At 64.5% G+C, this 24,583-nt stretch carries 23 protein-coding genes and 1 riboswitch; of the genes, 11 read left to right on the top strand and 12 right to left on the bottom strand.

The window, feature by feature from the left end; genetic code table 11:
• Positions 1-211: 211 nt before the first annotated feature.
• Positions 212-301, top strand: a riboswitch (glycine riboswitch).
• 157 nt (positions 302-458) lie between these two features.
• From gcvP to H7J73_RS22830, 8 genes are all read left to right on the top strand, one after another.
• Positions 459-3,308: an aminomethyl-transferring glycine dehydrogenase gene (gene gcvP / locus H7J73_RS22865; RefSeq protein ID WP_264070009.1), complete on the top strand. Its 2,850-nt coding sequence runs from the start codon at positions 459-461 to the stop codon at positions 3,306-3,308.
• Positions 3,305-4,417 carry a glycine cleavage system aminomethyltransferase GcvT gene (gcvT, locus tag H7J73_RS22860; RefSeq protein ID WP_264069999.1) on the top strand — a complete coding sequence of 371 codons (1,113 nt, stop codon included), beginning with the start codon at positions 3,305-3,307 and terminating at the stop codon, positions 4,415-4,417. The genes gcvP and gcvT overlap by 4 nt, the downstream gene beginning before the upstream one ends.
• Positions 4,414-4,818, top strand: coding sequence for a glycine cleavage system protein H (locus H7J73_RS22855; RefSeq protein WP_264069998.1), 405 nt, complete (start codon positions 4,414-4,416; stop codon positions 4,816-4,818). Before gcvT ends, H7J73_RS22855 begins: the two co-directional genes overlap by 4 nt.
• Positions 4,815-6,083, top strand: coding sequence for a serine hydroxymethyltransferase (gene glyA, locus H7J73_RS22850; protein ID WP_264069997.1), 1,269 nt, complete (start codon positions 4,815-4,817; stop codon positions 6,081-6,083). The genes H7J73_RS22855 and glyA overlap by 4 nt, the downstream gene beginning before the upstream one ends.
• Positions 6,084-6,089: 6 nt before the next feature.
• Complete coding sequence (locus H7J73_RS22845; RefSeq protein WP_264069996.1) at positions 6,090-7,472, top strand: L-serine ammonia-lyase; 1,383 nt, start codon at positions 6,090-6,092, stop codon at positions 7,470-7,472.
• Positions 7,466-8,377: an EamA family transporter RarD gene (gene rarD / locus H7J73_RS22840; protein ID WP_264069995.1), complete on the top strand. Its 912-nt coding sequence runs from the start codon at positions 7,466-7,468 to the stop codon at positions 8,375-8,377. The genes H7J73_RS22845 and rarD overlap by 7 nt, the downstream gene beginning before the upstream one ends.
• A gap of 245 nt (positions 8,378-8,622) precedes the next feature.
• Positions 8,623-9,555, top strand: coding sequence for a lipoyl synthase (lipA, locus tag H7J73_RS22835; protein ID WP_264069994.1), 933 nt, complete (start codon positions 8,623-8,625; stop codon positions 9,553-9,555).
• On the top strand, positions 9,555-10,448 hold the full coding sequence (locus tag H7J73_RS22830; protein ID WP_264069993.1) for an LLM class flavin-dependent oxidoreductase: 894 nt from the start codon (positions 9,555-9,557) through the stop codon (positions 10,446-10,448). The genes lipA and H7J73_RS22830 overlap by 1 nt, the downstream gene beginning before the upstream one ends.
• Before the next feature lie 10 nt (positions 10,449-10,458).
• On the opposite strand, the gene H7J73_RS22825 is transcribed toward H7J73_RS22830, so the two are convergent.
• Both H7J73_RS22825 and H7J73_RS22820 read right to left on the bottom strand, forming a co-directional pair.
• On the bottom strand, positions 10,459-11,025 hold the full coding sequence (locus H7J73_RS22825) for a TetR/AcrR family transcriptional regulator (protein WP_264069992.1): 567 nt from the start codon (positions 11,023-11,025) through the stop codon (positions 10,459-10,461).
• A gap of 80 nt (positions 11,026-11,105) precedes the next feature.
• On the bottom strand, positions 11,106-11,738 hold the full coding sequence (locus tag H7J73_RS22820) for a DJ-1/PfpI family protein (protein WP_264069990.1): 633 nt from the start codon (positions 11,736-11,738) through the stop codon (positions 11,106-11,108).
• 89 nt (positions 11,739-11,827) lie between these two features.
• On the opposite strand from H7J73_RS22820, the gene H7J73_RS22815 reads away from it, so the two are divergent.
• Positions 11,828-13,165, top strand: coding sequence for an aminotransferase-like domain-containing protein (locus H7J73_RS22815; protein ID WP_264069989.1), 1,338 nt, complete (start codon positions 11,828-11,830; stop codon positions 13,163-13,165).
• A 49-nt stretch (positions 13,166-13,214) separates the two neighbouring features.
• Here H7J73_RS22815 and H7J73_RS22810 read toward each other — a convergent pair whose 3' ends face one another.
• A complete protein-coding gene (locus H7J73_RS22810; protein ID WP_264069987.1) occupies positions 13,215-14,321 on the bottom strand; it encodes an FAD-dependent monooxygenase in 1,107 nt (368 codons plus the stop codon).
• 113 nt (positions 14,322-14,434) lie between these two features.
• Between H7J73_RS22810 and H7J73_RS22805 the strand changes: the two genes are divergently transcribed.
• Positions 14,435-15,082, top strand: a complete 648-nt coding sequence (locus H7J73_RS22805; RefSeq protein WP_264069986.1) for a TetR/AcrR family transcriptional regulator — start codon at positions 14,435-14,437, stop codon at positions 15,080-15,082.
• A 107-nt stretch (positions 15,083-15,189) separates the two neighbouring features.
• Here H7J73_RS22805 and H7J73_RS22800 read toward each other — a convergent pair whose 3' ends face one another.
• The gene (locus H7J73_RS22800) at positions 15,190-15,576 is read right to left on the bottom strand and encodes a DUF2237 family protein (protein ID WP_264069985.1); all 387 of its coding nucleotides are present in this window, start codon (positions 15,574-15,576) and stop codon (positions 15,190-15,192) included.
• 92 nt (positions 15,577-15,668) lie between these two features.
• On the opposite strand from H7J73_RS22800, the gene H7J73_RS22795 reads away from it, so the two are divergent.
• Positions 15,669-16,604 carry an LLM class flavin-dependent oxidoreductase gene (locus H7J73_RS22795; RefSeq protein WP_264069984.1) on the top strand — a complete coding sequence of 312 codons (936 nt, stop codon included), beginning with the start codon at positions 15,669-15,671 and terminating at the stop codon, positions 16,602-16,604.
• A gap of 4 nt (positions 16,605-16,608) precedes the next feature.
• On the opposite strand, the gene H7J73_RS22790 is transcribed toward H7J73_RS22795, so the two are convergent.
• From H7J73_RS22790 to H7J73_RS22755, 8 genes are all read right to left on the bottom strand, one after another.
• Positions 16,609-17,280, bottom strand: a complete 672-nt coding sequence (locus H7J73_RS22790; protein ID WP_264069983.1) for a TetR/AcrR family transcriptional regulator — start codon at positions 17,278-17,280, stop codon at positions 16,609-16,611.
• 66 nt (positions 17,281-17,346) lie between these two features.
• Complete coding sequence (locus H7J73_RS22785) at positions 17,347-18,420, bottom strand: phosphotransferase family protein (RefSeq protein ID WP_264069982.1); 1,074 nt, start codon at positions 18,418-18,420, stop codon at positions 17,347-17,349.
• A 2-nt stretch (positions 18,421-18,422) separates the two neighbouring features.
• Positions 18,423-19,205, bottom strand: a complete 783-nt coding sequence (locus H7J73_RS22780; protein ID WP_264069981.1) for an SDR family oxidoreductase — start codon at positions 19,203-19,205, stop codon at positions 18,423-18,425.
• A 140-nt stretch (positions 19,206-19,345) separates the two neighbouring features.
• On the bottom strand, positions 19,346-20,428 hold the full coding sequence (locus H7J73_RS22775; protein ID WP_264069980.1) for a hypothetical protein: 1,083 nt from the start codon (positions 20,426-20,428) through the stop codon (positions 19,346-19,348).
• Between the two features lie 85 nt (positions 20,429-20,513).
• On the bottom strand, positions 20,514-21,347 hold the full coding sequence (locus H7J73_RS22770) for a mycofactocin-coupled SDR family oxidoreductase (protein WP_264069979.1): 834 nt from the start codon (positions 21,345-21,347) through the stop codon (positions 20,514-20,516).
• On the bottom strand, positions 21,347-22,183 hold the full coding sequence (locus H7J73_RS22765; protein ID WP_264069978.1) for an oxidoreductase: 837 nt from the start codon (positions 22,181-22,183) through the stop codon (positions 21,347-21,349). Before H7J73_RS22765 ends, H7J73_RS22770 begins: the two co-directional genes overlap by 1 nt.
• A gap of 1 nt (position 22,184) precedes the next feature.
• Positions 22,185-23,441, bottom strand: a complete 1,257-nt coding sequence (locus H7J73_RS22760) for a hypothetical protein (RefSeq protein WP_264069976.1) — start codon at positions 23,439-23,441, stop codon at positions 22,185-22,187.
• Positions 23,431-24,576, bottom strand: a complete 1,146-nt coding sequence (locus tag H7J73_RS22755; protein ID WP_276031670.1) for a sulfotransferase family protein — start codon at positions 24,574-24,576, stop codon at positions 23,431-23,433. Before H7J73_RS22755 ends, H7J73_RS22760 begins: the two co-directional genes overlap by 11 nt.
• Positions 24,577-24,583: the final 7 nt, after the last annotated feature.

Here is a 24,583-nt window from a genome sequence, read left to right as displayed (position 1 = left end):
ATGGGTGGGAGCTGGCCGGCTGATCGGGTTGTTGGTAGCTGACTGCGGCCGCATCGCCGGTTGACAAGGAACGCTTCGGCGACCGCATGGGCTCAATGTAGCGGCGCTTCGCACGGCTCGCCTGTTGTTTGACCGTTCTGAAACATGATTTCGCTCGGTTTCCCGAACGGTGTGTGGTTCACTGTGTCGGCAGTACAACTGAATACGCCGTCGACTCATAGCGGGAGAACCTCCGATCTGGGGGCGCCGTAGGAGCAAGTCCTCCCCGGGAATCTCTCAGGCCCAGCACCGCAATGACGAGGCAACTCTGGAGAAAGTGCCCCTTCGGCACTTACCGAAGGTGAAGAGCGTGCCCGCGCGGTGCGCAAATCTCTCAGGTGCAAGGACAGAGCGGGGAGGGTCCATCAAGGAAGCTCGGAATCCGAGACAAACCTGGAGATCCTTTGCCCCGCAATGAAATACCTGTTTTTACTTTCCCCGAACGCCATATCGGGCCAGATGATCGCGAGCGGCTGCAGATGCTGCAGCGCGTGGGTTTCGACTCGCTGGGCGCGCTGATCGACGCTGCCGTGCCTCCGGTGATCCGGACGCACGCGTTGCTTTCCCTTCCCGATGCGCGTTCGGAATCAGATGCTCTGGCCGAACTCCGCCGGATGGCGGAGAGCAATCATCAGCACGTTCAGATGATCGGGCTCGGCTATTACGACACCATCACCCCGCCGGTCCTGCGCCGCAACATGCTGGAATCTCCGGCTTGGTACACGTCCTACACCCCGTACCAGCCCGAGATCTCGCAGGGCCGCCTTGAGGCGTTACTGACCTTTCAGACCGTGGTCGCCGACCTCACCGGCCTGCCAGTGGCCGGCGCATCGCTGCTTGACGAGGCGACCGCAGTCGTCGAAGCGATCCTGCTGATGCGCCGTGCGTCTAAGGGGCAGCGCGCAGACGCCGTCGTCCTGGATACCGAATGCCTACCGCAGACCGTCGCCGTCGTGACCGGCCGCGCCGCCGCCATGGGCATCGAAGTGATCTATGCAGACATCTGCGCCGGTCTGCCCGATCGTGACTATTTCGGTGTCGTCATCCAGAACCCCGGCGCCAGCGGTGTTGTCCGCGATATCCGAGCGGCCTGCGCGGCGGCGCAGGCGCGCGGCGCGCTCGTAACAGTCGCGACCGATCTATTGGCCGCCACCCTGTTCGCGCCGCCGGGTGACCTAGGGGCCGATGTTGCGGTCGGATCGGCACAACGCTTCGGTGTGCCATTGTTCTTCGGCGGACCACACGCCGGTTTCATCGCGGTGCGAGAGGGTCTGGAGCGGCTGCTGCCAGGGCGGTTGGTCGGGGTATCCCGTGACCGCGACGGGGCGGCGGCATACCGGCTTGCCCTGCAGACCCGCGAACAGCACATCCGCCGGGATAAGGCGACGAGCAATGTCTGCACCGCGCAGGCTCTACTGGCGAATGTTGCTGCAATGTATGCCGTTTACCACGGACCCGACGGTCTGGCCGCGATCGCGACCCGGGTGCATGGCCACGCCGCAGCGATCGCCGCCGGTCTGGCGGCGACGGGTATCGGCATCGTGCATGCCGACTACTTCGACACCATCGTCGCGCGTGTCGGTCACAGTGCGAAGAAGGTAGTAGCTCGCGCTGCCGCGGACGGCATCAATCTGCGTCGCGTCGACGCAGCGCACGTCGGGATCTCCTGTGACGAGACCACCACGGCAGACATCGTCGCCCGGGTGTTGCGCGCGTTCGGCGCCCAACCGGCTCCCTCCTCGCCGGCGCCGATCCCCGCACGACTGGCGCGAACGTCGACGTTCTTGCTGCACAAAACCTTTCATCAATACCACTCGGAAACGTCGATGTTGCGGTACTTGCGCGCGCTGTCCGATAAGGACCTGGCGTTGGACCGGACGATGATCCCGCTGGGCTCGTGCACGATGAAGCTCAACGCGGCTGTCGAGATGGAACCCATCAGCTGGCCCGGATTCGCCGGTATCCACCCTTTCGCCCCGCCCGAGCAGACCCGCGGCTACCGCGAACTCATCACCGACCTGCAGAACTGGTTGGCCGAGATCACCGGTTACGACCATGTTTCCCTGCAACCCAACGCAGGTTCGCAAGGCGAGCTGGCAGGACTGCTGGCCATCCGCGGTTACCACGCATCGCGGGGTGAACCGCAGCGCGATATCTGCCTGATTCCGCAGTCCGCCCACGGCACCAACGCTGCGTCCGCGGTGCTGGCGGGGATGCGGGTCGTCGTCGTCGCCACAGCTCCCAGCGGGAGTATCGATATCGGTGATCTGACCGCCAATCTCACCGCGCACGCCGGTCGCGTAGCCGCCATCATGGTCACCTACCCCTCCACCCACGGCGTCTATGAGACCGATGTCCGGCAGATCTGCGACAAGGTCCATCGGGCCGGCGGCCAGGTCTATATCGATGGAGCAAATCTCAACGCGCTGGTCGGACTGGCTCGACCGGGTGATTTCGGCGGCGACGTCTCTCACCTGAATCTGCACAAGACGTTCTGCATTCCACACGGGGGCGGGGGACCGGGTGTCGGCCCGGTCGCGGTGCGCGCTCATCTGGCACCGTTCCTGCCCGGAGATCCGCTAGACGGTGCAGCGAAGTCCCCTCCGGTGTCGGCCGCCAACCATGGCTCGGCGGGTATCTTGCCGATCACTTGGGCGTATATCGCCCTGATGGGCCCCGATGGCCTGCGTGCCGCAACTGAGAACGCGGTACTCTCAGCGAATTACCTGGCCCGCCAGCTTGATCCGTACTACCCGGTGCTCTACACCGGGCCGGGCGGGCTGGTGGCCCACGAATGTATCCTCGATTTGCGTGCCATTACCAGGGCGACTGGTGTCACCGCTGAGGATGTTGCCAAACGGCTCATCGACTACGGTTTTCACGCCCCGACGTTGTCCTTCCCGGTGAACGGCACACTGATGGTCGAGCCGACCGAGTCGGAAAATCTCGCCGAACTGGACCGCTTCGTCGACGCGATGATCGCCATTAGCGCTGAGATCGACCAAATCAGTTCAGGGCGTTACGAACTGGAGCGCAGCCCGTTGCGGCAAGCGCCGCACACCGCCGAGCAGGTCTGCGCCGACCAGTGGGAGCTGCCGTACAGCAGGCGTACTGCCGCCTACCCCTCTGGCGCCCAGGGGGACAAGTACTGGCCACCTGTTCGTCGCATCGACGGAGTCTACGGTGACCGCAACCTGGCGTGCTCGTGCCCGGCCCCCGAGGATTTCGCTGCCGACATCCCACCGAACAGAGATGAGGTCCTGGTATGACCAACGAGACACCCCTACTCACCGAACACCGACTTCTCAACGCAACATTCACCGATTTCGCCGGGTGGCAGATGCCGCTGAAATATCGAAGTGAGCTCGCCGAGCACCACGCGGTGCGCACGGCGGCCGGGCTATTCGATCTGTCGCATATGGGTGAGATCTGGGTATGTGGGCCGGACGCTGCTGCACTGCTCGATTACGCACTGGTCGGGGAACTCTCCGCGGTCAAGGTCGGACGTGCGAAATATTCGCTGCTGTGCAACGAGGATGGTGGCGTGCTCGACGACCTCGTCGTCTACCGGCTCGCCGACGTCAGCTTCCTGGTCGTGGCCAACGCGTCCAACGCCGCGATCGTATTCGCCGAATTAAGCTCTCGTGCAGTTGGGTTCGATGTGGACATCGCCGACGAATCGGCCGAAACGGCCCTCCTCGCTGTGCAAGGTCCCGAGGCAGCGGCGATCCTGACGGCGCTGATGGATGAAACAGGCCCGGCTGTCCTCGCGGAGTTGAAATACTACGCCAGCACGCCGGCCCGAGTTGCCGGCACCGACGTGCTACTCGCCAGAACGGGGTACACCGGTGAAGACGGTTTCGAGCTCTACATGCCCAACTCGGAGGCGCCCCAGCTGTGGCGCAGCCTGGCAAAGGCCACCGAAGAGTGCGGCGGGATCCCGGCTGGGTTGGCCGCGCGCGATACGTTGCGCCTAGAGGCAGGGATGGCCCTGTATGGCCACGAACTGACCGTGGCGACCAACCCCTACGACGCCGGCCTCGGCAGGCTCATCAGACTCAACAAGGAATTCGTCGGAGCCGAAGCACTGCAACGGAAATCAGGGGTGCCCGCATCTCGGCGGCTCGTCGGGCTGGTGGGTACGGGACGACGCGCCGCCCGCGCGGGTTATCGCATCCGCAACGCCGGTACCGATGTCGGTGAAGTGACCTCCGGTGCGCTGTCCCCGACACTGGGCTGCCCGATTGCGCTGGGTTTCGTCGATGCCGTACTTGGCGAACCCGGCACCGTCCTGAACGTGGACATCCGCGGTAACACCGCCGAGTTCACGGTTACCGCCCTGCCCTTTTACGTCCGCCCCGAAAGGAATCAGATATGACCGCCGAGCTGCCCACCGACCGCCTGTACACCGAGGACCATGAGTGGGTTTTGGTGACGTCCGCGGGTGACCTCGATACCGACCGGCCGGTCCGGATCGGTATCACCCGCCTGGCCGCCGAGAATCTCGGAGAATTAGTCTATCTAGACCTTCCCGAGGTCGGAGCCAGCGTCACTGTCGGGGAAGCCTGCGGTGAAGTCGAATCCACCAAAACGGTCTCCGAATTGTTCCCGCCGGTCAGCGGGAGAGTCGCCGAAATCAACCAGACCGCCGTGGATGACCCCGCCATCGTCTCCGCCGATCCCTACGGGAGGGGCTGGCTGTTCACCGTCGCCCCGACCACGCCCGGTGAGCTGCTCTCTGCCGCCGATTACGCCGAGAAGAACGGAATCAACGGATGAGCGTCTTAGACGAACCGCTAGCCACGTTCGACCCCGCTGTTGCCACGCTGCTGCACGACGAATTGATACGTCAGAAGACGGGTTTGGAGATGATCGCCTCGGAGAACTACGCGCCGCTGGCGGTGATGCAGGCCCAAGGCTCGGTGTTGACCAATAAATACGCCGAAGGGTATCCGGGCCGCCGCTACTACGGTGGCTGCGAATTCATCGACGGTGTGGAGCAACTCGCCATCGACCGGGTCAAGGCGCTCTTTGGTGCCGAATTCGCAAATGTACAACCGCATTCCGGCGCCAGCGCCAACGCGGCGGTTATGCACGCACTGCTTACCCCCGGTGACACCATCCTGGGTCTGCTGCTCGCCCACGGTGGACACCTCACCCACGGCATGCGCATCAACTTCTCGGGCAAGCTCTATAACGTCGCCGCTTACGAGGTCTCGAAGCATGACTACCTCATCGATATGGATGCCGTCGCCGAAGCTGCCCGCGAACACCGGCCCAAGCTCATCATCGCCGGCTGGTCGGCCTATCCGCGGCAGCTGGATTTCACCCGATTCCGGGAGATCGCCGACGAGGTCGATGCCCTGCTGATGGTCGATATGGCGCACTTCGCCGGTCTGGTCGCCGCGGGTCTGCATCCGTCGCCGGTCCCGCATGCGCATGTCACCACCTCGACTACCCATAAAACCCTTGGCGGACCTCGCGGCGGGATCATTCTGACCGATGACGCTGCGGTGGCGAAGAAGATCAACTCGGCGGTGTTTCCTGGTCAGCAGGGCGGACCGCTGGAGCACGTGATCGCTGCCAAAGCCACGGCATTCAAGATGGCCGCCGAGCCGGAATTCGTGGTCCGACAAAGACGGTGCCTCGATGGAGCCCGAATCCTGGCTGAGCGGCTCGGCTGTAGTGACGTGACCGATGCCGGTATTACCGTCCTGACCGGGGGCACCGACGTCCACCTCGTGCTTGTCGACCTCCGCCACGCCGATATCGACGGGCAGCAAGCCGAGGACCGCCTGGCCGCTGTTGACATCACCGTTAACCGCAACGCCGTACCTTTCGATCCGCGACCCCCGATGGTGACCTCGGGGCTACGCATCGGAACCGCCGCGCTGGCGTCCCGCGGGTTCAATCTGGCCGATTTCGGTCACGTTGCCGATCTGATCGCTCAAGCCCTGACCGCGCCCGACGCGGCCGCGCTAGACGGTATCCGCCTCCAGGTCCGGGCCCTTGCCAGCCGATACCCCCTCTACCCAGGGCTGTGAACCACCTTGACTGTCAGCGTATTTGACCTCTTCTCCATCGGAATTGGGCCTTCGAGCTCACACACTGTCGGGCCGATGCGGGCCGCCGCGAGCTTCGCCGCCGAACTGTACCGGCTCGGACTGGTTCACTACGTCGATGAACTTGCGATCACCATCTACGGGTCACTGGCGGCCACGGGCGATGGGCACGGAACCTTCACCGCCATCATGCTCGGGCTGGAAGGGCTGGATCCCGCGACAGTCGAGGTATCGGAGATCGACGCCGTGCTGACCCGCCAGCGCAGGACCGGACGGGTCCGGCTGGCGGGGCAGCTCTCGATCGCGCTGTCTGTCGAAGATCTCACCCGGCGGCCGACTGAGACGCTCGAATACCACCCCAATGCAATGGAATTCACTGCGGTGGGCGATGATAGCGACCTGCTGAAACGCACGTACTACTCGGTGGGCGGTGGCTTCGTCGTAAGCGACGGCGATGACCTGGGGGCAGCGGCCATCGAAGGTTCTTCGCCCTACAGCTTTTCCACCGCCGCCAATCTGCTGACGCTGGCCAACTGCCATCAGATGAAGATCTCCGAACTTCAGGGTGCGCACGAGAAGTCGCTTCATCCTGACGCTGATATCGCCAAGGATTTGTTGCATATCCGCGACGCCATGCACCAGTGCGCGGCCAGCGGCATGGGCCGGACCGGTATGCTTCCCGGCGTTTTGCAGGTCCGGCGCCGCGCACACCAATGGCATCAGCGCCTCTCGAAGGAAGATCCTGACAAGAAGCCCGAATTCGCCGAGGACTGGGTCAACCTCATCGCCTTGGCGGTCAACGAGGAGAACGCTTCCGGTGGGCGGGTGGTCACTGCTCCGACCAACGGAGCGGCCGGGATCATCCCTGCCGTGCTGCACTACGCCGAGCACTACACAGCCGCAGGTCGAGCTGATCCCGACGGCGTGGCCGTGCGATTTCTACTCACTGCCGGGGCGATCGGTTCACTCTACAAACAGCAGGCATCCATCTCCGGAGCTGAGGTGGGCTGCCAGGGAGAGGTCGGATCTGCCGCCTCGATGGCCGCCGGCGCATTGGCCGAAATCCTCGGTGGCACAACACTGCAAGTGGAGAATGCGGCCGAGATCGCCATGGAGCATTGCTTGGGACTGACCTGCGACCCGATCGGTGGGCTGGTCCAGATTCCCTGTATCGAGCGCAATGCCATTTCGGCGAACAAGGCCATCACCGCGGCGAAGATGGCGTTGCGTGGCGATGGTTGCCACCGGGTTAGCCTCGATCAGGTGATCGCCACCATGCGCACCACCGGGCGCGATATGAGTTCGAAGTACAAAGAGACCGCCCTGGGCGGGCTCGCGATCAACGTCGGCGTGAATCTCGTCGAATGCTGATGGACAGGCCGGAACAGGGCTCCTCCCGCGGATATGCCTACGGCTTAGGTGCTTACACCATCTGGGGGCTGTTCCCGGCGTTCTTCGGTCTACTCAGCTTCGCCCAACCCCTGGAGATTTTGGCGCACCGCGCGGCCTGGACCCTGGTGTTGATGGTGGCAGTACTCGCGGTCGGGCGCCAACTGGGCTCACTGCGCGGATTGCCCACCCGGACCTGGGGGCTTGCCGCAGTGGCCGCGGCGCTGATCTCCACCAACTGGGGTATCTACATCTACGCCGCGCTGTCGGGACATGTCGGCGAGGCTGCGCTGGGGTATTTCATCAATCCGCTGGTCAGCGTTGCCATCGGAGTACTCGTTTTCCGTGAGCGCCTTGCCAAGATTCAGGCCCTCGCGATCGGTATCGCGGTGATAGCGGTGGTCGTCGTCACGGTCGCCTACGGGCGGCCGCCGTTGATCGCATTGGGTCTGGCGGCCACATTCGCGCTCTACGGTGTGATCAAGAGAGTCGTCCCGATTCCGCCGCGTACCAGTCTGACCGCCGAGGCGATCGTCTTGACACCGTTCGCCGTGGCCTATCTGGTTGTGTTGACCGCGACGGGTCAGGCGCACCTCGCTGGGGGTGCCGCTCAGCTGCTTCTGCTGGCAGCGTGCGGGCCGATCACGGCGGTGCCACTGCTGTTGTTCGGCGCTGCCGCTCAGCGCTTACCCGTCGTCATCATTGGCCTGCTCCAGTACGTGACGCCGATTCTGCAAATGGCATGGGCCGTTCTGATCAGTCACGAACACCTTTCTGGGACAACGTGGCTCGGCTTCGCGCTTATCTGGTCTGCGCTGGTCGTCTTCACCACGGATTCGCTACGCCGGATACGGCGCCGTTCCACGATCCGCCCTATCAGTGCCTAGAAGACGTTCGGCGGTGCCGGGCTGAGTCTGGCCGCCGTGGGGCAACCAGCTGATCGCGAACGTCGACAGTTCGTGGTCGATCGGACTGATCGTCGTGGTCATCGCCGCGCTTTCTGTTCGTTCGGTGTACCGATCGCGATCGTTGATTATCCAACGATATTAGTCAGCAATGATCGTTCTGGCGATCGATTTCCGCTATATTCCCCTTTAATGATCTGTGTGCAAAGCATGAGCTGGAGGCTCCGATGACGGTAGTAGTTCCCCCCGGGCGACCGTTGTTGCGCTTGGAGGTTCGCAACTCGGCGACTCCGTTGGAACGCAAGCCGGCCTGGATGAAGGCTCGGGTGCAGACCGGTCCCGAGTTCCGTCGCATCGATGGTGCTGTCCAGGGCAACGGTTTACGTACCGTATGCCGAGAAGCCGGGTGTCCCAACATCTTCGAATGTTGGGAGAACGGCGAGGCCACCTTCCTGATCGGGGGAGAGCAATGTACCCGGCGGTGTGATTTCTGCCAGATCGACACAGGTAAGCCGGGCCCTCTGGACACCGACGAACCCCGACGGGTGGCCGAATCCGTGGCGGCCATGGGTCTTCGGTACGCCACGGTCACCGGCGTCGCTCGTGACGACCTGCCCGACGGCGGAGCGTGGCTCTACGCCGAGGCGGTCCGGCAGATACATGCTCTACCCACGGCGCCGGGTGTGGAACTACTCATCCCAGATTTCAACGGTAGTGATCAGCATCTCGCCCAGATCTTCGCATCCCGCCCAGAAGTCCTGGCGCACAATGTCGAAACCGTTCCGCGGATATTTCGCCGCGTCCGCCCTGGATTTCGCTACGAACGGTCTCTGCAGGTGCTGACCAAGGCGCGCGAGGCGGGGTTGATCACTAAATCGAATCTCATCCTTGGCCTCGGCGAATATCCCGACGAAGTGACCGGCGCCCTCTACGATCTGCACGAAGCAGGATGCCAGCTTCTCACCATCACGCAGTACCTGAGGCCTTCACCGCGACACCACCCCGTGGTGCGATGGGCCAAGCCCGATGAGTTCGTCGCGCACGCCGACAAAGCTCGCCAGATCGGGTTCCTCGGGGTACTGTCTGGCCCGCTCGTGCGCTCCTCCTACCAGGCCGGTCGGCTCCACGCCCAGGCGCAAGCTCAGAAGAAGGATGAATGATGACCGAAACCGAACGGCCGGCACTGCGTATCGGCACCGTCTTCCGGCCTCAATATGCACCCGAGACGCTCGCGGCGGCGGCGCGGGCAGCGGACGACGCAGGCGTCGACGAAATGTGGCTGTGGGAAGACTGTTTCGCGTCCGGCGGAATATCGGCGGCTGGGATCGCGCTGGCCAACAGCACCACAATGGCCGTCGGTGTCGGTGTGCTACCAGCGCCCATGCGCAATGTCGCACTGACTGCGATGGAGATCGCCACTCTGGAGCGCAGCTTCCCGGGCCGGGTGCGCATCGGAGTCGGTCACGGCGTCCAGGATTGGATGGCGCAGATCGGCGCCAAAGTCGCATCGCCCATGACCTATCTGCGCGAGTACCTCACCTGCCTTACGGCATTACTGCGAGGCGAAACAGTCACCTATGCAGGCAAATACATCTCGTTGGTCGACGTGTGTCTGGAATGGCCGCCGAACCCGAACACCGAACTCCTTGCGGCTGCGGGCGGTCCGAAAACGCTACAACTGAGCGGGGAACTGGCGAGTGGAACCATTCTCTCCAGCGGTACCACGCCGACCGGGGTTCGGGAAGCATTGGCGCACATCACTTCCGGTCGGCAGAAGCGTTCCGACGCTGCGCCGCATTCGATTGTCGTCTACATCCTGTGCACCACGGGTCCCGATGCTGACGCCGAGGCCGTTGCCGAGGTGCAGCACTGGAATTTCGACTCGACTCAGGACGTCACCGCCCACGGGTCCGCCAACGAGATCGCGGTTGCCGCCCGCCGCTGGATCGACGCCGGTGTCGACACCATCGTCCTGCAGCCCACCGCCGATGCCGATATCGAATCCTTCGTCAGGTTCATCGGTACGGAAGTGCGACCGCTACTGACCCGATGAAGACCGGTTGTCAGGCGGGGGTGACGGCGGCCTTGACCATCAACTGCGCTGCAGCGTCGACTCTCGCCCGGTCGCCACTGATGAGTAGGTCTTGGCACAGCCCCCGAAGGCCGGACACCACCAGCGTCGCCCGCATCGCCGCATCCTTGGCCGCGAAACCTGCGTCGCGGAAGGCGTTCGTGATCGGAGTCAGCATCAAATCGGTTGCGGTCGTGGCGAACTCGCCGTAGTTCTCCGGGTCCGTCGTTGCCAGACTCAGCACCTGCAGCAGGAGCCTGACGCTGCGGCGCTGCGCGCCTCTGGTCAGTGCGTGCCACAGTTTCATGGAAGCGATTTCGAGGTCCTGAGGACTGTCGACGTCTCCGAAGATGTCGCCCGCTTTGGGGCGACTGGCGTTCATCGCCTGCTCCAGCAGGCTCTGTCGATCGCCGAAGTAGTAGAGCAGCATGCGTTTGCTCGTACCCAGCGCCTCTGCCATCGGCGCGAGCGACAGATCGTTGACGCCGTGCTCTTCGAGGTAGCCGACCACCGCCGCCAACAGTTCCTCACGTTTGCGGGGGTCCGGTGTCCTGGCCACGCCTCGACCGTACCGATGGGTACATTTATAGTCAATACTGTGCTGATCGGTACATGAATAGCCTGAGCGGCGCGTCGCGGCTAGTGAGCACCCGTGGCGACGGGTGCGGTATCGACGGCGAGGTAGGGGGTGATGTTGCGCATCGCGCGGGTGACGTACTCGTCCTTCTCGCCGACCGGCGCGACGTAGTGCAACGCTTCTTCGGCGGCGTCGATGCCTACGAGGCGGGCGATGATCCACGCCGCCAGGTAGTGCGAGGCCAGACACCCGCCCGCTGTCGCGACGTTGCCTTTGGCGAACAGGGGCTGGTTGAGGACGTCGACGCCGGCTGCCTTCACCCACGGCTTGGTTGTCAAGTCAGTGCAGGCCGGCACACCGTCGAGGAGACCGAGCTTGGCCAACACCAACGTTCCGGAGCACTGTCCGGCCAGGAGTTGGCGTGACGGGTCGAATTGCATCTGTGCCATCAGTGCACCGTCGGCGACGACTTCGCGGGTCTGCATACCGCTGCCCACGATGACGGCCTCGGCCGCGCTTGCCTCGGCCAAGGTGGCCATGGACTCGATGACCACGCCGTTCATCGACCGCACCCGCGGAGCCGGGCAGGCGATCGACACCCGCCAATCCGACTTCTTCACGCGGTTGAGGACGCCGAGCGCGATGAGGGAGTCCAGTTCGTTGTAGCCCTCGAAGGTCAGGATGGCGATGTGCATGTCGTTGCGCCCTTTCACGGTTCGTCTGCAGCAACAGTAGAAGCGCACATCCAGAACGATCAAATAATTGTCATGCATACAATGCCGGTGTGCCCGCCCCCCGATACAAGCGCGTCGTGGACACCATGGCTGCCGACATCCGCTCGGGACGTCTGGCCTCTGGCACGCGCTTACCGACCCACCGCCAGCTCGCCGCCACAGAAGGGCTTGCCCTGGTGACCGCCTCCCGGGTCTACGCCGAACTCGAGGGCATGGGCCTGGTCAGCGGCGAGCCCGGCCGGGGCACCTTCGTCCGGGAGACCGCCCTGCCACCGGGCCAGGGCATCGACCAGCAGGCAGTCGCCGCGGACATGGTGGACCTGACCTTCAACTATCCCGCAGTGCCCGGTCAGGCTGATCTGCTCCGCCATGCGCTGCGCCAGCTCGCCTCCGCCGGTGACCTCGAGTCGCTGCTGCGCTATCAGCCGCACGGCGGGCGACCCCACGAACGCTCTGTCGTGGCGCGTCACCTGCGCCGGCGTGGCCTGACAGTCGGCGCCGATCAGGTACTCATCGTCAACGGAGCCCAACACGGGCTCGCCGTCACGGTGATGGCGACACTGCAGCCCGGGGACGTCGTCGCGGTCGATTCGTTGACCTATCCCGGATTCAAGGTGCTGGCCGACACACTCCACCTGGAGTTGGCGCCACTGCCTGCCGCCGGTGCGGCCACCGATCTTGACGCCCTGGCGCAGCTGTGTTCGACGCGGCGGGTCCGGGCGATCTATACGATGCCCACGTTGCACAACCCGATGGGATGGGTCAGTACGACACACCATCGGCAGCAACTGGTGGCGATTGCGCGACGGTATGGGCTGCTGATCATGGAAGACGCCGCGTATGCCTTCCTCGTCGACGAGCCGCCCCCGCCGCTCGCGGCACTTGCCCCAGAGGCGACCATCTACGTCTCGGGCCTGTCCAAGAGCGTGAGCACCGGGCTCCGCATCGGATTCGTCTCCGCGCCAGCCTCATTGGTGTCATCGATCGAGCGTGTGATTCGTGCCACCACTTGGAACACCCCGGCAGTGATGACGGCGATCGCCTGCCAATGGCTTCAGGACGGGACCGTCGCCCGGCTGGAAACTCACAAGCGCGACGATGCGTGGCTTCGACAAACCCTAGCGCGCGATGTCCTGAGCGAGTTGAAGCCGGTCGGTCACCGATCGTCGTACTTCCTGTGGCTGCCTCTACCCGAGGACGTCCGGGCCGACCTGGTGGCCACCGCCCTGGCCGCGAAACACGTATCCGTCTCCACCGCAGAGCCTTTCGCGACATCGTCCCACGTACCACACGCGATCCGGTTGGCGCTGGGCTCGACCGATCCCGACACCCTGCGCCAGGCGCTCCTCGAAGTCAAACGCGTCATCGACGCCCGCACCCACTTGTGACGATTGTCTACTGGGGCCGGGCTGGATGCGAGCCGTCGAGCGCGGCGGCTCAGGCCGTCACTTCGCGCAGTTGTGTGTTACGGGCGTCGAGATCTGCTTGGGTGAGCGGGACCAAGAGGTCGCCGCCCGGGGTCGCACTCGTTTGCGCGTGGGATACGTAGGGTCGGTGATCGGCCTCGTAGTCCTGGAATGCCGCAGCGATGTCGTCCGGGTGTTTCAGTAGCGCGTCGGCGAGCGCCGAGGTTCCGAGGATGGCCGCCGCCGTGCCGCGGCCGGACAACGGGGACGCGCAGTGAGCGGCATCGCCGACCAGCACGATTCGACCGTGATGCCAACTGGGCATGTGGATTTGGCTGATCGAGTCGAAGTACAGCTCCCCATCTTTGCGTACGGAGTCCAGGATTTCCGGAACGCGCCATTCGCTGTGGCCGGCGTACTCCTTGAGCAGGATCTGTTTTTGGGCGTCGAGATCGCGGTAGTCGTAGTCGAGCCAAGGGGAGCGAAAGTTCATAATGCCCAGGGTGGTGGTGCGGTAGCTGACGATGCCGATCATGTGGCCTGGCCAGTTCAGGATGCCCTGCTCGCCGACCGACTCCGGGGGCAAAGTGGTCAGAGCGACGTAGAGGCCGAGATGTTGCAGGTAGCTGCTTTCGGGTCCGAAGACCAGGCGCCGGGTCAGTGAGTGCAGACCGTCTGCGCCGACGACGATGTCGAACCGGTCTTGGCGGCCCGAAGTGAAGGTGACGTCGACACCATCGCCCTGGTCGACAAGTTCCTTGATCGACTCGTCGAAGATCAGGGTGGTCGACGGGGGCATCGCATTTCGGAGAATGAGGGCGAGGTCTTCGCGCGGGATTTCGATGTCATCCATGGAGTCGTTGGCAACGCCGACGCCGAGAGGAAGCTTGGCGATCACCGTTCCGGTGTCATCGATGAATCGGGTTTGCTCGGTCATTGATACCCGATGTTGCTTTATCTGGTCCAAAATACCCATCGCGCTGGTGATTTCGAGAGATCGGCCGCGGATGTCGATGGGGGAACCGTTGGTGCGCAGATGATGTGCGCGTTCGATGACGGTGACATCGTGACCGGTGGCACCGAGGCTGATGCCGGCGCTGAGCCCGGCCATGCCGGCTCCGGAGACAAGGATGCGCACGCTGGTGTCCTTTCACTTCAACGACAGACCGGCAGCGCCCCTTCGGGAGGCGCGGCTTGGCTTTAAGATACATTTCGTCTCCAAGAAGCTAATCCGACATGTTAGGAAACGCAATGTCTCCTATTTCGGCGGCGCCGCAGCGGCGGCGGGGTCGCGCGCTGCAGGACGCGCTGCTGGAGGCGACATGGACCGAGATCGGTGAGCACGGTTATGACGACCTGACGTTCGACGCGGTGGCGGCGCGGGCGCAGACGAGTCGGGCCGTGCTGTATCGACGCTGGCCGAGTAAGCAGGACTTGGTGCTAGCGGCGGTGATTCACGCGGTAAGCCAGGATTCGAAGACGGCACCCGACACCGGCAGCCTCCGCGGGGATGTGATCGGCCTGCTGCGGGCCGCCAACGGGAGCCGGGTCAGGTTGGCGACGCAGTTGTTCACTCGACTCGGCGCCTTCTATGAGGAGTCGGGCACGAACCTGGCCGACTTGAGTGCGTTCGTGCTCGGCGGACGTGGCGGCTTTCTCGACGATGTCATCCAGCGGGCGATCGATCGCGGCGAGATCATGGCCGAACATGTCACCGACCGCATCGCCCGGTTACCGGTGGATCTGTTTCGGTACGAAATCATGTTCACCTTGCAGCCCGTGCCGGACCGCACCATCGAAGAGATCGTGGACGAGGTCTTCTTGCCGCTGATCAAACCGAATGAGCCCGGTGTGTCCGACGATGGTTCATCCGGTCCGCGATCGAGTTCTTCTCCGTAGTTCGTCGGCCTGGCGCAGAACCAGGTTCGCAGGGTGAGACCGGATCAGCCAGTCAGCCAGCAACTTTCGCTGCCAGTCAACTCATATCTTCGGCTGCGCCGGCGCTCTCACAGGCTGCCCAGATCATCAGGCACATCGACGGCGTGCTCCCGCAGCACCTCCAGCGGAACCACCTGCAGCGCCTTTGCGTGGGTCGCGGCCAGCACCACCGGCGCCGCGCTGCCGTCCCGATGTGCGCGTAGCCAATTCACCGCGGTCACACACCAGCGGTCGCCAGGTTTCAGCCCAGGGAAGCGGTACTCCGGCATCGGAGTGGACAGATCGTTGCCAATCGAACGCTGATGCTCCAGAAATTCGCTGGTCACGAAGGTGCAGATGGTGTGCAGCCCGACATCCTCGGGACCGGTCGAGCAGCAGCCGTCGCGGTAGAAACCGGTCATCGGATCAGTACTGCACGGTTCCAACGGTCCACCCAGCACGTTGAGGTCAGCCATAGGCACAGTATCCCTGCCGGACCGGGCGCCACACGGCGAAACACTTCCACCGTGACAATGTTCGGTGCCGATGTAACGGTTACTGTCGGTCCATGACCGGACTCGACATCGGTGTCTACGTTCCGCAGATGGGATTCACGTACCAAGAAGTGCTGCATCGCGCTCAGCGCTGCGATGCACTGGGTATCCGGTCGCTGTGGCTCTATGACCACCTCTACGGGCCCGGAATGCCCGGTGTGCCCTCGCTCGAAGCGTGGACGGTGGCGAGCGCACTGCTCGGCGCCACCGAACGGCTGCGGGTCGGACACCTGGTGTTGTGCAATCAGTTTCGGCACCCCGCCGTGCTGGCCAAGATGGCGACCACCCTCGATCAAATCTCCGGTGGGCGGCTCGAACTCGGCCTCGGCAGTGGTTCCATCGAGGAGGAACACGCCAAGGCCGGCCTGTCCTGGAGCTCCTTCGCCGAGCGGTCCGCCCGGCTGGCCGAGACGTTGGAGATCCTGCGGCAGGCATTCGCCGACAACGTCATCGACTTCGCGGGACAGCACTACACCGTCCGTGACATGCCCATCCTTCCCGGACCGGTGCAGCGGCCGGGACCACCGATCACCGTCGGCGGGGTCGGCGAGAAATACACCCTGCCTCTGGTCGCCAGTCACGCAGACGTCTGGAATGTCCCGACCTATGCGCTCGGGGAGCTGGCGCACAAGGCCGGGCTGCTGCACAGGCTGTGTGCGGATGTCGGGCGCGACCCGGCCTCGATCGTGTTGTCGGTCGAAGCGGTGCTGGCGCTGGCGCCCGACGATGCGTCGCTTCCGAAGGTGCGTGAGGTCGCCCAGCGGCGCTTCGGCGGAGCGGGATTCGGTCTGCACGACAGCGGTCTCGTCGGAACTCCGCCGATGATCGTCGAAAAACTCCGAGCGCTGCAGCACTTGGGCTTTGAGCGGGTAATTCTGTTCACCCATGACCGGGGGAGCGACGAGACGTTGGAATTGCTGGCCGCCGAGGTCATTCCGGAGGTGGCTTAGCTCTTCACGCGGTCCGCCGCCGCGGTTGCTCCGACAACCTGGGAGTGCGCCTGTGCCGGGCGGAGCTCGAAGATCCGGCGGTGGACAGCCGATGTCGGGTGGGTGCACACAGGCCCATGCCCAGCAAGGTCGCCAGGGCGAACTCGACCATCGCGGCCAGATCCGTCTCGGCAGGCAGCTCACCGCGATGCATCGCCGCGGTGACCAGATCGCCCAGATGCTGCCGCAGAGCTGCGGTGGCCGTCGAGCCCACCGCCTGCAGTTCAGCGCGACGCGCTGATTCCAGCACGGCAGTGATGAGGAAATCGGCCCGAGTCCGGTTCTCGGACTCGGCGGAGACCAGCTTCGTCGCGAAGGCATGCAGGGCGGCGAGAAACGCCTGCTCCTGTCCGCTGGACTGCTCGATGGTCTCGGCCAGCACCGTGGTCACCGCGTCATTCTCGAGGGTGCGGTACAGCGCGATCTTGTTGGCGAAGTGGTAGTTGACCGTGGGCCGGGACACCCGTGCGCGTGCGGCGATCTCCTTGAAAGTCGTCGACTCGTAACCCAGCGTGCAGAACGCATCGCGCGCGGCCCGAATGATGTGCTCCCGCGTCGCCTCGCTGCGGGGGCTGACAAGTTGTCGGGCACCGGCGGGTTCGGTCGGCGAGGTCCGCTGAGCGTTATCGACATCCACGGCGGGGATTCGTAGCCATGCTGCCGTCGGATCGGTGGAACACCGATATCAAGTGATACCTGCCGGTCAGGCCTCCTGGGCCAGGGTGAAGCCGAGCTCGGCCAGCGCACGGTAGCGATCGCGAAAAACGGCGCTGCCCGCCCGGGCGTCCGCGGCATTGCCGTCGAGCCCGCGCCGATAGACACCCGCGGTGATCGAGGCGAGCCGGAAGAGGGAGAACACCAAAAAGATGCCGAGTGAGCCGGGGATATCCCGGCCGAGGTGGCGGCAATAGCTGGCCACGAACGCCCGCTCGTCGGGGATCCCGGTGGATGACAGGTCTTCGCCCGCGAGTCCGGCGGTGCTGCCCGGGCCTTCGCTGAGGTGATAGGTCATACACGCATAGCCCAGGTCCGCCAGCGGCTGCCCGATGGTCGACAGCTCCCAGTCCAGGACAGCGACGATCCGCGGTTCCGTCGGATGAATCAGCACATTGCCCAGTCGATAGTCGCCGTGGGCGATGGTCGCCTCCTCGTCGGGCGGCAAATGCTCCGGCAGCCACTTCGCCAGCCAGTCCATCGCCGGCATCTCTTCGACGCTTGCCGCCTCCCACTGCCGGGTCCACAGGGCCACCTGCCGCGCCATGTAGTTCTCCGGTCTGCCGAAATCCGCCAGGCCCACCTCGCGCCAGTCGACACTGTGCAGGGCGCCCAGCACCCGCGCCAGATCCTCGTAGATGGCGGCCCGTTCGTCGGGCGTGCCGGAGCGCATCGCGCGATTGGGGAACACCCGCCCCGGCACGTGATCCATCACGAAGAACGGGGTACCGAGCACCGACTCGTCCTCACACAACAGGTGCACCGGCGGGACCGGGACATCGGTGTCGGCCAGCGCCGCGAGGATGCGGTACTCACGTTCGACGGCGTGGGCCCGCGGCAGCAGCACCCCGGGCGGCTTCTTTCGCAGCACGTACTCGCCGCTGTCGGCCCGCAGGTGATAGGTCGGGTTGCTCTGGCCGCCCTGGAATTGCCGTACCTGCAGCGGGCCGCTGAAACCGTCGAGCGTGGAGCGCAGGTAGCGCTCCAGTGCCTCCTCGTCGAGGCGGTGCGCGGGGAGAACCGGGATGAGCTCGGGCACTCCGGTATCCGACGGAGTGGACATCGCTAGGTCTGCAGCCCGACGGTGGTGCTCAGCCCACCGTCAAGCGGGATGACCGCGCCGGTGACGAAATTCGCCGCCCGCGATGCCAGGTAGACAGCGGCCGCTGCGGCATCCTCGGTGCGCCCGATCCGCTGCACCGGGGTGCTTGCCGCCAGCCGGTCACCGACGGCTTCCAGCGTGGCGGCCATCATCTTCGATGGAAACGGTCCTGGTGCAATGGCATTCACCAGGATGTCCGGGGCCAGCTGGTGCGCCAGATGCCGAGTCAGCTGATGCAGGGCGGCCTTGGAAGCCGAGTAGGAGAACGTACCCAGCCGCGGCACGATGATGCCGTCGATCGACCCGATGTTGATCACCCGGGCCGGATCGTCTTCGGTGGCGGCGGCAGTCAGCAGCGAGTGCGCGAGCTGGGTCAGGATGAACGGCGATTTCACGTTCAGCGTCAACACCTTGTCGAACGCGGCGCCGGGAAACGTTTCGAACGGTGCACCCCAGGTGGCACCGGCGTTGTTGACCAGAATGTGCAGGCGGTCCTCGCGGGCCGTGATCTCGTCGATCAGTCCGCGGCATCCGTCTTCGGTGCTGACATCGGCCGGGATTGCATGCACCTCACCGAATTGCGACAGTGTCTCCTGCGCGGTGCGGCAGGCGTCGGTTTTGCGCGATGAGATGTACACCCGCACCCCTGCCCGCAGGTAACCCTCGGCGATCATCAGGCCGATGCCGCTGGTCCCGCCGGTGATCAGGGCGGTCTTGCCTGCGACGGAGAAGAGTTCGGGAAACACAGTGGCACTCCTTGAGTCGGTTCCACTCGAACATAACCCGCCGGCATGTGGGCCGAAGCGGCGCCAACCACCTCCGGGGGCACAATCAGGTGTCTGCCCCGTGGGAGCCGTGACCTGAGAACACGGGACGGCGGGGTCGTTCAGGAAACTTCTTCCGGTGGGCTCCGCGACAGGTCGACGAGGTTGTTCCTGGAGTGCAAGTCGAAGGTGAGGGGTTGGACGGTCCCGTACACCCGGGCCTCACCGTCGTAGCGGATGACGCCGCTGACGGCCACGTGCATGGTCGCCGGATCAAGGCTGTAGGTCATTTCACCGATGTTCTCCCGGCCGATGATTCGGACTGTATTCCTGTCGATGCCGTGATTCTCCTCGGGCGGAGGTGCGCAGTTTCCGGTCGGGCAGCACCGGTATGACGGGCGTTCTCCGGTGTAGCAGGATTTTTGGAAACGTTCGACCGCGGCCAGTGCGGCGTCCCGTCCGGCGTCGTTGAGCGCGACGGCAGGCACGATGACCGGACGCTGTGCCGGATCGGTAAGTGCTTCCAGCAGAGCAGGTTTGACGTCCGCGGTGAGGTCCACGTACTGGTTGGTAGTCGAGACCTGCAGGATGCCGGGGAACACATCCACGGAGGTGGCGCCGACGGTGTGGACCCCGGACAGCGCGACGATCCGCAGATCCTTCGCGTCGGGATCGGTACCGATCCTCACTGGCACCGTGGCGGTGTCCAGTTTCCACTGTCCGTCGACCTTGCGTGCCTGCAGCGTGGTCTGGGAAAGGATGGTCCCGAACCTCGCTGACAGCAGCACGGGTTCGGCGCCGCCTGCGCCACCTGGTGCGTTGGCGACCGCGATGTCGGTGATCGGCAGGGTAGCCAGTTGTGCGCGCAGTATCTGGTCGGTGAGGAAACGGTTGTCGGAGGGTGGCTGGGCGGCCAGCGACACCGCGGTGGCGGCATCGCCGGCGGCCAGCGCCTCCAGATAATGCTGTCCTGCCAGCCGGGCCCCTTCGCGATCGGCGGCGAGTTGGCGCGCCGCCGCTGCGGTGTGCATCTCGCCCAAGACGATGACGGTTGCACCGCCGACCAGGGCCAGCACCGCGAGGACGATCAGAAGCGCTTTCTTGTGGCTCGGCCACTGCGTTCTCGGTGTGGCGGCCAGGCGTCCCTTGACCTCCCCGGAGGACGGCGAACCGTCAGTCGACGGTGCGGTAGACGGTGGCACCATCCCCCCAAATCACGACCAAACCCTTGCGGAGAATTTATCCCGCGTCCTGCGGGAACCGTTACAGCTGTGTTCAGTGGCCCGCAGACTAATGACTGCGCAGCGAGAACCCCGCGTCCAGTGGCCAGCTGGTGCCGGTGATGAACCTGGCGTCGTGCGATACCAACCAGGCGACCGCGGTGGCGATGTCCTCAGGCGCCAGCAGGGCGATCGGGAGCGCGTTCTGCTGGGTGCCAAGCCAGGGGTCGCCTGAAGCGGACAGGGCGATGGTGGTGTCGTTGATGATCATGTCTGTCGCCACGCCACTGGGATGAATGGTGTTCACCCGGATCGAATGTGGTGCCAGCTGGGCTGCCCAGCCTTGCATCAGCGCGACCAGCGCGCGCTTGGATGCGGCGTAGGCCTGGAGGCCGGGCCGGTCGGTATTGGAGGCTTTGATGCCAGCGGTCGAACTCGCGAGCACGATCGAACCACCGCGCCCGCCCGCGATCAGTGCCGGGATGGCGGCGTCCACGGTGTTCCACACGCCGATCAGGTTGACGTCGACGACGTCGCGAAACACCCGGGCTCGGTCCTCGGCATCGGTCAACCGGATGACGCCGGCATTGGCGATCACGATGTCGAGTCCGCCGAACTCGGCGACACCGTCGGCGACCACCGCTGCCACCGCGTCGGCATCACGGACATCGGCTTGCCGGGCGAGGATCCGACGGCCGAGGTCTTCGACGAGTTTCACCGTGGTGGCCAGGTCGTCGGGGGTCGAGCCCGGGTAATCGGTGGACTCGAATTCGGCGCAGATGTCCATCGCGACGATGTCGGCACCCTGACTCGCGAGTTTCAGCGCGTGCGCCCTGCCCATCCCGCGGGCGGCGCCGGTGATGAACGCGGTCCGTCCGTCGAGGGTCCCACCCTGGCTGTCCATCACGAGCCCTTCGGGAAGTTGACGTCCTTGGTGACGGGCTCCCATTCGTCGATCGAGGCAGACAGTGCGGCCATTTTCTCGCGGACCGCTTTGAGCACATCGCGCCCGAGCAGCAGACGCAGCGGCGGCTCGTCGAGGCCTGCGACCATCAGCACCGCATCGGCGACCTTGCGAGGATCACCGGGCAGGTGGTCGGCGAACTCCTTGATGAGAGTTTTTCGCGTGCCGACGCCCTCGTCGTAATCGCTGATCGGAGAGGCTGATTCCCACATAGACCGTTTGGCCCAGTCGGTGCGGAAAGCGCCGGGTTCGATGGCGGTCACCTTGATGCCCAGCGGTTTGACCTCCTGGGCAAGCGCCTCGGTGAGCGCTTCGAGCGCGAACTTCGTCGACGAGTAGTACGCATTGGGCGGATTGGCCACCAGTCCCGTCATCGACGAGATGTTGATGATGTGCCCGGAGCCGCGTTCGCGCATCGACGGCAGCACCGCCTTGATAGTGTCTACGACGCCGAAGTAGTTGGTGTCGAACAACAATCGGACCTTGGCGTCCTCGCCTTCCTCGACTGCCGACAGGTATCCGTTGCCGGCATTGTTGACCAGCACGTCGATTCCGCCGAACGCGGCCTCCGCGGCGGCCACCGCGTCGGCGATCAAGTCCTTGTCGGTGACGTCAAGTGCGATGCCCAGCGCGCGATCACCGAACTCGTCGACCAGATCCTGTACGGACTCGACCCGGCGCGCAGTCGCCACCACATTGTGTCCAAATTCCAATGCGGCGCGGGCAATCTCGCGCCCGATACCCGTGGAGCATCCGGTGACCAACCAGCAGCCCATCTCAGATCGTCCCTTCCGGCAGGCGGCGCAGATACGCGGCACGGCGTTGTGTGAGTTCGATCTTTCGCTCCTGCGCGGTGACCCGGCGCAGCAACGGCACCTCTTTGTCGAGATCGTCGAGCTGGATCACGCGGCCCCGCGCGGCTAAGTCGTTTTTGGGCCCACGTTCGCACTCCACACCGCCGAATTCCGCCATCCGCAGAGTCAGGATGCCCTCACGCAGGCCGTCGGAGTCGATCCAGTTCGCCGTGCCCGGGTCCGTGGGGGAGATCACGTAGGTGTAGGTGCCGTCCTCGTTGGGCACCGACTGCGCCTTGTTGAGGCTCCCGGTGCGGTCGACGAGTTCCAGTGTGGTGCCCCAGATATTACTCAGGGGCACCGTGAAGTATTCGGCGCCACCGTCGCTGACATCCACCACGAACGCCTCACCGGGGGACAGGTCGAAACGGCCCATCACGTACACCTGGTTACGCATGGCGCCGACCTTGTCGGCCGACCAGGCGAGGTTGAAGGCATTGGCGGGCATCTTGTAGATGCCGTGACTGAGCTTGCCGGTGAAGTTGGCGAAGTGCGCCATCATTGCCGCGGTCGCTTCGGCTTGCTGGTCGACGGTGCGCGCGGATGTGCTTGGTGCGGAACCGATCCGCTCGACGGTGAAATGATTGGGATCATCGCGACCCCAGTCCAGCAGGACGTCGCGGATGTAGAACTCGTGGGCGTCCGGAGTGGACTGCACATGGTTGGGACGTCCACCCGCGGGATCAGAATCGACCGTGATGGTGAACGACCCGTCGGAGTCGACCTCCATCGTCCGGCCGTTGAGGACCGCGACGGTGCCCATACTGGCATCCCACAGGGTGAAGTAATTCTCGGTCATCCGGTGCTCGCCGACGCGGCCGCGGATCTCGTAGCGCTCATCACCTGAGATCGGTATAACCCGATACACACTATCGGGATTGTCTATGCCCCAACGTGATCCGGGGATATCGCGGCCGGCTACCGGGTGGGCCAGGCGGGTGATACAGGTGACTTTCGGGCGCAGCTTGTCCTGGTTGGACGACCACACCGCAGCCGAGAACATGACTTCGGCGAACGCGGCGTCGAACCGCTCACGCATCGCGTCGGAGGCCTTCGCCCGCCCCAACCAGGTCTCGGCCACGGTGCGGTAGGCAGCCTGCACGGTCGGGTGGCTGGTCAGCTCGAGGGCTGCCAGTTCCTGCTCGTGCTGTTCTTCGGTGGCGACCGGATTATCGGGCATTGACTTCCCCTCGAAATCGCTTGGTGTACTCGGCGAACCGCTCGTCGATCTGGGCGTCGCTCAGACCGTAGGTGTCGGGTCCATAGCGCGGGCGGCCGAGTTCCCGCGGCCGGTGGTCGAGCCAGAGGCGCATCGCCGTCTCCGCCTCCGCCGTCAGTAGCACCCCAGTCGCGTCGTAAACCCGCGACACCTGGCCGATGGGGTCGGCGACCGCGGCGGCGAATTCGATATCGGTGACGCGGGACTGCTCGTCGAACCAGATGTCTCTGGTCCGCATCGCACGGTCATTGGTCCAGCCCATCCGCTCGATCCATTCGGCGCCCACTCGATGCAGGTCGACGGTGTCGGTGTGCATGGCGTGCAGGGTGGCGTTCAGGCTCGCTCCTGATGCGATGGTGTCACGCGGGTCGCGGTGCATGTGCACGACGTGCAGATCGGGGAATTGAGCCCGCAGCGTATCGAGATAGCCAAGGTGCGCAGGCGATTTCAGTATCCAGCGCCCCGCAGTGATACCCCTTTGGCGCTTCTGCCATTGCAGGAACTGCAACATGCGGTACAGGTAAGCGTATGCCGGACCGAAGTCCTGGCGGTCGATCCAGTTCCGATAGGCGGGCAGGTGCGCACCGGCCTCGGGCACGTGCGACAGGAAGGCATCGGAGAGGAAGACTATTTCTTCTTCCGGTTCCCGGGCGTACATCGGATGGATGGCGAAGAGCTCGGGTGCGAGTTGCCGCGACTTCGCTTCGCGCGCTTCGCTGATCGCGATTCGCGGGTCGAGAATCGACCAGTCCTGGTCCAGCTGGGGTGCGGTCTCGACAACTTCCCAGCCGTATGCGCAGTGGAAACGCCGGTCCGCGGCAAGCAGGCGCTGCAGCAGGGTGGTGCCGCTGCGCATCATCCCGACCACCACGATCGGAGCAACGATCAACTCGTCGGTGATCTCGGGGTGCCGCCGGATCCACTCCTGGGCGCGCAAACGCATCCGCAGGCTGTGCACGATGCCAGAACGCAGGATGTACACCCCGATGTCGTTGAGGTCGGCGGCCGCGTAACTGTCCAGCAGTACCGCGAGGGGTTCCTCGAACGGCACCGGGCCCCAGTCCACCAGCTGTTCTTTGTCCTGCGCCGACTTCATCACCGCG

It is taken from the genome of Mycolicibacterium komossense (genome assembly GCF_025822605.1).
Taxonomy (GTDB): Bacteria; Actinomycetota; Actinomycetes; order Mycobacteriales; family Mycobacteriaceae; genus Mycobacterium; species Mycobacterium komossense.
The sequence above is the reverse complement of the archived record's forward strand: the minus strand, read 5'-3'. Positions and strand labels throughout refer to the sequence as shown.

What these genes read in the sequence shown, in the direction of transcription:
- H7J73_RS22775 (WP_264069980.1), bottom strand. Translation starts at nt 20,428, where the DNA reads ATGGTGCCACCGTCTACCGCACCGTCGACTGACGGTTCGCCGTCCTCC.
- rarD (WP_264069995.1), top strand. Translation starts at nt 7,466, where the DNA reads ATGCTGATGGACAGGCCGGAACAGGGCTCCTCCCGCGGATATGCCTAC.
- H7J73_RS22820 (WP_264069990.1), bottom strand. Translation starts at nt 11,738, where the DNA reads ATGCACATCGCCATCCTGACCTTCGAGGGCTACAACGAACTGGACTCC.
- H7J73_RS22785 (WP_264069982.1), bottom strand. Translation starts at nt 18,420, where the DNA reads ATGTCCACTCCGTCGGATACCGGAGTGCCCGAGCTCATCCCGGTTCTC.
- H7J73_RS22795 (WP_264069984.1), top strand. Translation starts at nt 15,669, where the DNA reads ATGACCGGACTCGACATCGGTGTCTACGTTCCGCAGATGGGATTCACG.
- glyA (WP_264069997.1), top strand. Translation starts at nt 4,815, where the DNA reads ATGAGCGTCTTAGACGAACCGCTAGCCACGTTCGACCCCGCTGTTGCC.
- lipA (WP_264069994.1), top strand. Translation starts at nt 8,623, where the DNA reads ATGACGGTAGTAGTTCCCCCCGGGCGACCGTTGTTGCGCTTGGAGGTT.
- H7J73_RS22805 (WP_264069986.1), top strand. Translation starts at nt 14,435, where the DNA reads ATGTCTCCTATTTCGGCGGCGCCGCAGCGGCGGCGGGGTCGCGCGCTG.
- gcvT (WP_264069999.1), top strand. Translation starts at nt 3,305, where the DNA reads ATGACCAACGAGACACCCCTACTCACCGAACACCGACTTCTCAACGCA.
- H7J73_RS22765 (WP_264069978.1), bottom strand. Translation starts at nt 22,183, where the DNA reads ATGGGCTGCTGGTTGGTCACCGGATGCTCCACGGGTATCGGGCGCGAG.
- H7J73_RS22760 (WP_264069976.1), bottom strand. Translation starts at nt 23,441, where the DNA reads ATGCCCGATAATCCGGTCGCCACCGAAGAACAGCACGAGCAGGAACTG.
- H7J73_RS22830 (WP_264069993.1), top strand. Translation starts at nt 9,555, where the DNA reads ATGACCGAAACCGAACGGCCGGCACTGCGTATCGGCACCGTCTTCCGG.
- H7J73_RS22770 (WP_264069979.1), bottom strand. Translation starts at nt 21,347, where the DNA reads ATGGACAGCCAGGGTGGGACCCTCGACGGACGGACCGCGTTCATCACC.
- H7J73_RS22755 (WP_276031670.1), bottom strand. Translation starts at nt 24,576, where the DNA reads ATGAAGTCGGCGCAGGACAAAGAACAGCTGGTGGACTGGGGCCCGGTG.
- H7J73_RS22855 (WP_264069998.1), top strand. Translation starts at nt 4,414, where the DNA reads ATGACCGCCGAGCTGCCCACCGACCGCCTGTACACCGAGGACCATGAG.
- H7J73_RS22800 (WP_264069985.1), bottom strand. Translation starts at nt 15,576, where the DNA reads ATGGCTGACCTCAACGTGCTGGGTGGACCGTTGGAACCGTGCAGTACT.